General features: G+C 56.2%; 4 protein-coding genes (1 of these 4 only partly in view). All 4 read right to left on the bottom strand.

Going from position 1 to position 8,266, the window contains the following annotated elements; translation table 11 throughout:
• Nucleotides 1-75 precede the first annotated feature (75 nt).
• Tightly spaced (at most 45 nt apart), the 4 genes in view from ACQKDS_RS05615 to ACQKDS_RS05600 form a layout consistent with a single transcriptional unit that may run on beyond the window.
• Complete coding sequence (locus tag ACQKDS_RS05615; RefSeq protein ID WP_399666280.1) at nt 76-435, bottom strand: hypothetical protein; 360 nt, start codon at nt 433-435, stop codon at nt 76-78.
• Nucleotides 432-1,601, bottom strand: coding sequence for a cupin-like domain-containing protein (locus ACQKDS_RS05610; RefSeq protein WP_399666283.1), 1,170 nt, complete (start codon nt 1,599-1,601; stop codon nt 432-434). Before ACQKDS_RS05610 ends, ACQKDS_RS05615 begins: the two co-directional genes overlap by 4 nt.
• Before the next feature lie 24 nt (nt 1,602-1,625).
• On the bottom strand, nt 1,626-1,895 hold the full coding sequence (locus ACQKDS_RS05605) for an acyl carrier protein (RefSeq protein ID WP_041416949.1): 270 nt from the start codon (nt 1,893-1,895) through the stop codon (nt 1,626-1,628).
• Nucleotides 1,896-1,940: 45 nt separating this feature from the next.
• A protein-coding gene (locus tag ACQKDS_RS05600; RefSeq protein WP_399666286.1) for an SDR family NAD(P)-dependent oxidoreductase crosses the window boundary here: on the bottom strand, nt 1,941-8,266 show its final stretch. Its footprint extends 13,516 nt past the window's final position; 6,326 of the gene's 19,842 nt are visible here — the last part of the coding sequence; the start codon falls outside the window, past its right edge; it ends in the stop codon at nt 1,941-1,943.

Raw genomic sequence — 8,266 nt, 5'->3', positions numbered from 1 at the left:
GCCCCCCATGAGTCTAGTACAACCGGGCGAAATCAAAAGAAGGCGTGCATCAATTTTATTCAGGCGAATCGGTTACTAACGGACGGACATTTTTAACTTGTCCCGTTTAAATATCTTGACGGCGCCCGTTTGGCTGTCACGAACGGCGACCAAACTGCCAAAGTTAAATGCCTTCAAGACAAAACGGTCGATCAGCTCCGCCTCGGAAAGTTCTTTACCCAGTCGGTATTCTTTTTTATCGAGATCCTGCCAGGATTCATCGGCGCGATATTTAAACCACAGGGGCTTAAGCCGGTGGTACTGCACGTTATCACCGTCCAGAAACTCCTGAAGCGTCTGCGTCGAAGCCCGATCTTCATTAAGGATGTAATAGGCTTTGTCTGCCGGACAAACAATCATGTTGAACTCGCCGGAATTTATCAGGTACTCGCTCATTGTTTATCCCCATTGGTCAGAACATCGCTGGTCGAAGTATAGGCAGAGAAATAGTTCTCATCGCCGATGGTTTTGGATTTTTCCCCCAAATTATTAAAGATATCAAACTTGAATTTGATGAAGGATGGATCGGAGTTCAGAATGTTATCGTATACCGGCATCAGCGTCGGGACATCTTTGCCTTTGGTCATGGTATCCAGATTCACTTCCGTCATTCGCATATTGGCCATGATCTGCAGCGGTGTCGTGTTGATAACCGCATGCGGCCAGTATTTCGTGAAGAAGATGACATCGCCGGGCTCCAGGTCGACATAAAATTTGGGCGCGTACGCATAAAGCGGGCTATGGATTTTATGGAAGCTCATATCCAGGCGAGCATCCATCTTGGCTGACATGCCATTGGCGCCATCAAAGAAGGGACGCAAGATATACCCTAGCCGCGGATCGACGAAGTACCACCGTTTTACCCCGCTTATCATCAGAGCGCAGGAAATATCATTCCCCTGATGCCAGTTAGTTCCCCAGGTGCGAAGATTGCCGACAAATAACTGACTGAAACTATTTGCAGAATGACCATGAAACAGATCAAGTATTTTCTCAGCCCCCACTTCATCGATTAAATCCGGATAGTCGTTAAATATTTCCGCAGAGTTGTTGATGTAGTAACTGACCTTTGAATCCTTGTCCAATTGAGAACGCAGTATTTTTTCCAGCTTGAGTTTTTTTAGGCTGGTTTCTTTTTCATCATAACCCACCGCGATAATCTCAGTGTCTTTGTAGTGCTCAATCAGGTATTCATGGGACCATTGTTGAACGGCTTTCGTGTCGTTGAGAAAACCCTTGGCAATAATCGGCGGATTACTTGCGTCATTGATCATGCACTGGAATGTATTCCGATCCATATTTGAGAAATCGTAGGACTTCATTTTAATGAACGTATCGGCACAATCCATGTTGGCCAGATCCGGACATTTCGCCTGGAGGTCGGCCAATTTCTTCTCAAACAGGTCGCGTTCGAAGGTAGCCATAAACTCAGGCGCGTTCAACAGCAACCGCATATGCATCATAAAGTGGAAATTCGCCTGTTCCTCCTGATCGAGAAAGAAGTGTGGCATCAGGTCGAAGGCTTTGCGTTGCGTTTCACTTTGAATGTCATACTTTTCCATAACAGTTTCCTCCGAGACTCATGTTCATAAAAAGGTCATTTCAAGACGATTGAAGTGATGTTTTTTCAGATACTCACTCAACCCTTGCAATGAATTGACTTCCAGGAATACAACCGGCGTCAGTTTGATAGAGAAAAATTTATTCAGATCGACGCAATATTGGTTGACCTCCATCGACTCAAACCCATATTCATCAATATCACTTTCCCACTCGATAATGTCCGGGCTGCACTTCAGTACTTTCGCAGCCTGCGTAACAAGGTAGCCCGACAAGGCTTCGTCTAATTCATTCATTGCACACCCCTATTTGAATAAAAAAACAACGGTACAATTGCACCCTTACTCCACGACAGAACGCTGTTCCGCGTTTGTCGGCACTGCATGATGTCCGTCAGCGACGTCGCTATCGTGGAACCCCTCATGCCAGCAGAACAGCTTCCGCAGTGGGTTGACGGGCAAATGAAGCTTGCGCAGTCCGTCTCGCCACCCTTCGTCCTGCCGCAGTTTGGCCCACTCCACGGCATCCCCCGCCAGCCATTTCAACAAGGCTTGTCGCACGCCGTCGCTCAAGGAAGACAACGCCTTCTCTTTTATGGATGACGTCTCGCGACTGTCGTAAATGCCATCCTGATGGCCCGTATGCGACAGCCAGCGCTGCAACTTCTCTTGCAGTTGCGCAATGCTGTCGGCGCTGACCGCCAGTCTCACGTCTCGATGCTCTCTGCCCTGTTGCAGGGTATATTCGAGCCGTTCCAAATAGAGCGACTCGTGCGCCCGCAGCTTTTCTGGCGTAGGCTCCTGTGCCGCGTCGCGCGCAGAGAGGTTTGCCAACGCACGCGGCAGAAAGCGCAGGTAATCGCTCACCAGCAGGTCCAATCCGGCCTCATCCGCCTCAGAAAACAGGAAAATGAACGGCCGCTCGGTCGGGGACCACTCGGCGTGGTGTTCCGTTTCATAGTCTTCAAGCAGCAAATGGGCGTTCACGCCGCCAATGCTCATGGAATGGATGGCGCCGCGTCGTGGGTGAGGCCCTCGTTTCTGCCAGGGACGATCTTCATCGAGCAATTTAAAACCATCGGTCAGAGTGATCCCTTCGTTCAGCGCGCCGAGCCCCGCAATTTTCGCCAGTTGGCGGTGGTGCATGGACAGCACCATTTTCACCAGGACAGGGAACGTCGATGCCGTTTCGGCGTGCCCGGTCAAGGGTTTGAGTGAACCAATGGCGATAGGCGCCGCCTGGGTTGAAGGCGTCTGCTTGGCCTGCAAATGGGGGCCATAGACCGCCTGGATGGCGATCAGCTCCGCCGCGTCGCCCAACTGGGAGCCGTTGGCCTCGGGCTCGATATAGGAGATGGTCGCCGGATCGAGCCTGGTCTCCGCGAAGGCGGCGACGATGGCCGCTTTTTGCCCCTCAATATTGGGGCTGTACCATTTCAACGGGGCTTTGCCGCCGTGGCTGACGCCGACGCCTTTGACATTGACGTAAATGGCATCGCCCTGCGCCAAGGCATCGCCCTCCGCTTTCAGGATAATGGCGCCGACCACTTCGCTTTTCACATAACCGTCAGAATCACTGGCGAAGCTTTTCGTTACCGGATGAGAGCTGTACAGCGCCTGATCGTCGGTGCGGTTCTGCGCGAAGGGCGAAAGACCCAGTTCCGCGGTGGCGACAATCGCCTGCTGGCAACGCCCCTCTCTGATGGCGCTCATGGCGTGCCTGATCGCAACCAAAAAGCTGGCGCATCCGGTTTCCACAATCTCGCTGAGCCCTGACAGGTTCAGAATGTTTGAAATGCGGTTGGCGTAAGCGGAGATCTGCTCCGCCTGGAAACGCCATTGAGCCGCCTGCTGCGGATCCACTTTTGCCTGAATATCCTGATAGCCTGAATGCCCGCGGGTCGCGACAAAAAGCCCGGTCCGTTTCTCACGGAACTGGCTCAGGGTATAGCCGGCGTCCGTGATGGATTGCCAAATGACTTCAAGCAATTTTCGGATCTGGGGATCCAGTTTTTGTGCGTCCTTGTGAGAAACCTTGAACAGTTTGCGATCGAAATACTCGACCCCCTCCAGATAGGCACCGATTCTGCTGCTGCCGACCTCTTCTTCATCCAGGGCCATCAGGCGTCTGCGCTTGTCACTCAGCGTGGAATGCGCCGCTCGGCCAGCGCGCAGGTTATCCCAAAATGCAGCGATATCCTTGGCCTGCGGGAAGATCCCCGCCATGCCGATGATGCTGATATTTTGCGCCCGCACCTCCTCCGTGCGAATTTTGCTTTCTTCCTGTTTAGGCTCTGGCTCCGCTTCTGACAACGGCCCTGGGTTACTCAGCATGGCTAGCCGTTCGCTGAAATGGCTGCGCAGATACAGCTGAATTTCACCGACGGTGTGGTATTCCATAAACAGCGAGCGGGAGACTTGCGGGAACGTTTCGCGGATGTCATTTAACAGCGCGATGGACACGACCGAATCCATGCCCAACTCCTCCAAAGCGGTATCCGGGCCGATCGCCGCTTCGGCCACTTTGAGCTGCCGGCCGATCAGCGCGGTCAGGTAAACCTCAAGATCAAAGCGCACCTCGGCCTTCTGCGGCGGGCCGTCCGCCAGGGATGGCGACGGTATGCCGCCTGTTTTTTCCGACTGGCGGTGAGCGTCATGCGCCAAGACGTGGGGAACGGCGCGTTCTTGTCCTTGAGCGGCGGGAAGCCAGAAAGCATGGCGGTCAAAGGGATAGGTCGGCAGGCTCAGGCGAAGCGGCTGCAGTCCTTGATATAAGCCCGACCAATCAAGCTCCAGCCCCTGGCACCAAAGGCTCAGCAGCCTGGCGTATTTACCGCGCGCCACCCATTTCGCGATGGCTTCGCGCAGTTCTTCATCGGCCGAGAATTGCGCCACCAGAGCATTGTGGCTGCTGCGCTGGCCGCGGTAGATCTCGCCGGGTTCCTCGTTACCCTGCAAAAAGTCGTCCAGCTTTGCCCTCAGTTCGTCGAGGGACTGCACGATCCAGCCCAGCCGCGCCGTCATGGCGTCCCGCCCGACTTGCAGCGTATAGGCCAGATTCATTAGCGTCAGCTCAGGGTTTTCCCGTTTAGCATCCAGATATCGCCGGAGGTTCTGGGCTACGTCACGCAAGCGAACATCATCCCTGGCTGACAACGGGATCACATAGCGCGATTGCGGCGCCGGCAGTACCGACCGATTGCCGCGATATTCCTCGATCACGATATGCGCATTGGCGCCGCCGAAGCCAAAAGAACTGACGCCGGCCCGGCGCGGCAACGCGTCACCCTGCGCGTTTCGCAATGCGCGCCAGGGGCGATTCTCTTGCACGACATAGAATGGCGTGTTCGTGAAATCGATATAGGGATTCAGTTCTTCACAGTGCAGGCTCTTCACCAACGTCTGGTGTTTCAGCTGCAGCAACACTTTGATGACGCCGGCAATACCTGCCGCCATCTCCAAATGCCCGATGTTGGTTTTCACCGACCCGACGCCGCACTCCGCCTCAGGATATTTCTCGCCCGGATAGAGAGCCTGCATATCGTGAAACGCGGCTTTCAGGCTATTGATCTCAATCGGATCGCCGAGTTTTGTGCCCGTCCCGTGCGCCTCAATGTAGCCGACCGTCCTGGGGTCGATGCCGGCATCGCGGTAGGCGCTGGCCAACAGGGCCGCCTGCGCTTTTGGATTCGGCGCGGTCAAGGAACTGGCGCGCCCGCCGTGATTTTGCGCGCTGCCGCGGATGACGCCATAAATATGATCGCCGTCCGCTTCGGCCGCCGATAAACGCTTCAGCAACAGCATGCCCGCGCCCTCGCCGCGCACATAACCATCAGCCTGGCTGGAGAATGTTTTACAACGGCCATCGGCGGCGAGCATGCCCGCTTTGCAGAAACTGACGAACGTATCCGGCGTGACCAATGTATTAATGCCGCCTACGATCACCATATCGCAGCCTTCATGACGCAGGGCTGAAACACCGCGATGAATGGCGATGAGTGAAGAGGAACACGCCGTTTCAATCGGCTCGCTCGGCCCATGCACATTGAGGAAATAGCTCATGCGATTCGGGCCAACCGAAGGCACAATCCCCGTTGCGGTGAAACCTTCCGCCGGAAGTTTCGCATCGACGATCAGACCCGCATAACCGGTGTTTCCCGTACCGACATAAATGCCCAGCGTACTGCCGGCCAAGGAAGCAGCCGAGTAACCTGCCTCTTCAATCACTTTCCAGGCATGGGTCATCAACAGCCGCTGTTGCGGATCCATCAGTTCGGCCTCTCGGGGGGAGATACCGAAAAAGAGCGGATCGAATTCCGCCATATCCTGAATGAATCCTCCCCAGCGAATACTGTCGCGATTTTCAGCGCTGTGTACAGCCTGCAGGGAATCCCGCCAATTCCAACGCTCTGGCGGCACCTCGCTGATGCAATCTTTCCCCTGCAATAGATTTTCCCAGTAGGCGTCCAGATCCGGCGCCATAGGGAAACTGCCGCTCATCCCCACAATGGCGATCGCTTCCTGCGCGTCGTGCCGGTCGTGAACGGCGGGTGAGGCGGACGGTTTCGGCTGGGGCGCTCGCTCGGCTGAGGCATCATGCGCCGGCGCCTCATCGCTTTGCGGGGCTTGCGCCATCACTTGCGCGGCAAACAGTCGGCTAAAACGCGCCCGATAGCGTTCGGCCAGATAATGCGTTAATCCCGCAACGGTCGGGTACTCGAAAAACACGGTCGGCAGCAGTTCCAGCGTATATTGCCGGTTCAATTTATTGGCAAAACTGGTCGTCAGTATGGAGTCGAAGCCCAGCTCGCTTAGCTCAATATCGTTATCGATGTCAGCGGCGTCCACATGCAACAACGCTGAGATTTCCTGCATCAGAAGCGACTGAACCGCTTCATGCAACGCCGGTATATCCACCGCCTGGGCAGATGCCTCTTCGGCTATCCGAGGCGCCGGCGCAGCCCGTTCAACCAGGTGTTGCTCCCCGGTTTCCGGCTGGGAGAACGCGGTAAACCTTGCTGCGAATGCGGTCTGATAGGTTGCCGTCAGATAACCGCTCAGCGCCGCAATCGTTGGATACTCGAAGAACAGGGTTGGCAGCAGGTCGAGCTGATACCGCTGATTCAGCGTGTTGGCGAACCCGGTTGTCAGAATGGAATCGAGGCCCAGCTCCGTCAATTCGAGGTCCAGATCGATCTCAGTCGCCGCCACCTCAAGCAATACGGAGACTTCGCGGATCAACAGCTGTTGCACCGCCTCTTCCAGCCCCGTTTTGTCAATCTGCGCCGCCGCATTCTGCCCGCAGCCTGCAGCCGGCTCACCGCGGTGCTGTTCATTACCCTTGGCCAATGTCAGGCGCAACTTTTCAATGTCGCCGGCGATCACCAGCACTTGGTTTTCTTCCCGCTCAAGCGCCTGATAGAAAGCCTGCAGGCCGACATCCGCAGACATCGCGATCATGCCCGTATTCTGGTACATCAGGGTTTCAGATGCGTCATCAACCACCATGCCGCCTTCTTTCCACAGCGGCCAGTTGATTGTCAGACTTCTGCCCATCCGCGCCTTAGCCGCCACCTGCCGCTGGCGGTAGTGAGCGTAAGCATCCATGAAACCGTTCGCCGTAACATAATCAGCCTGCCCTGGATTGCCCAAGGCGGCCGCGGTCGAGGAAAAGAGAATAAAGAAATCCAGCGGATGCCGCGCCAGGGCCAGATCCAGGTTCACCGTCCCTCGCACTTTAGGTGCGAGTACGGCCAGAAAATCCTCCGGCGACTTTTTCAGGATGTAGCTATCGCGCAGCACGCCGGCGCAATGCAGCACGCCGTTGATGACGCCGTATTTCGCTATGGTGCTGGCGGTTAACGCCTCAACCCCTGAGCGATCGCAGACGTCAAGCCGGCAGTAGTCAACCTGAGCGCCCAGCGCGTTCAACTGGCTGACGGCGGCCTGGATCCGATCGTTCATCGGTGTTCGTCCGGTGAGGATCAGCCTGGCTCCGCGGGTTTGGCGGGCAATCTCTGTGGCAAAAATAAGCCCCAACCCGCCCGCACCGCCGGTAATCAGATAAACGCCCCGCTCTTTCCACGGCATGCGGGCTGCCCCTGACGCTGAAGGCACGGCGGAGCTTCCGGTGAGTGAGCGCACTTCCCGCCAGGATAAAACCTGGCGCCCCTCCCGGCCGTAGCGTATGTGAATATCTTCCGGCACGAGGCTGCTTTCCCGCAGCCTGTCGTTAATCTCATCGGCGCGTGCCGTCGCCTCCAGCTCAATCAGTTGGCCAATAAACTGGCCATTCTCTAAACGCGCCGTTTTTAACACCCCGCAGAGCGCGGCGGAAAACGGCGCGGGCAGCGCCCCGGCAACCGCCACTTGCAACAGCATCGGCTGCCTGGGCCGCCCATCCAACAGGGATTTTACCCGGCCAAATAAGGCCAGCGCCTGCTGCTGAAAGTCCAGGGCGATATGCTCTTCACGGTCCAGCGCCGGGAAAATCAGGTCATCCGTCAGCCCCATGGCTTTCGCGACGGAAGGTTCGCCGCAGAAGAGTGTTTGACGGTGGGTGTACGCCTGCGGAGCAACGACATCGCTCCGGACCTGTTTACGCGACCACGTCGGCACCAGCAACAGCGTGCCATTGCCGGGCGGCGTGGCGGGTTCAAGCGCGCGGG

It is taken from the genome of Serratia sp. NPDC078593 (genome assembly GCF_050268245.1).
In the GTDB taxonomy this organism is placed as follows: domain Bacteria; phylum Pseudomonadota; class Gammaproteobacteria; order Enterobacterales; family Enterobacteriaceae; genus JBNNGK01.
The sequence above is the reverse complement of the archived record's forward strand: the minus strand, read 5'-3'. Positions and strand labels throughout refer to the sequence as shown.

Coding starts and splice junctions, on each gene's coding strand:
- ACQKDS_RS05615 (WP_399666280.1), bottom strand. CDS start 435: ATGAGCGAGTACCTGATAAATTCCGGCGAGTTCAACATGATTGTTTGT.
- ACQKDS_RS05610 (WP_399666283.1), bottom strand. CDS start 1,601: ATGGAAAAGTATGACATTCAAAGTGAAACGCAACGCAAAGCCTTCGAC.
- ACQKDS_RS05605 (WP_041416949.1), bottom strand. CDS start 1,895: ATGAATGAATTAGACGAAGCCTTGTCGGGCTACCTTGTTACGCAGGCT.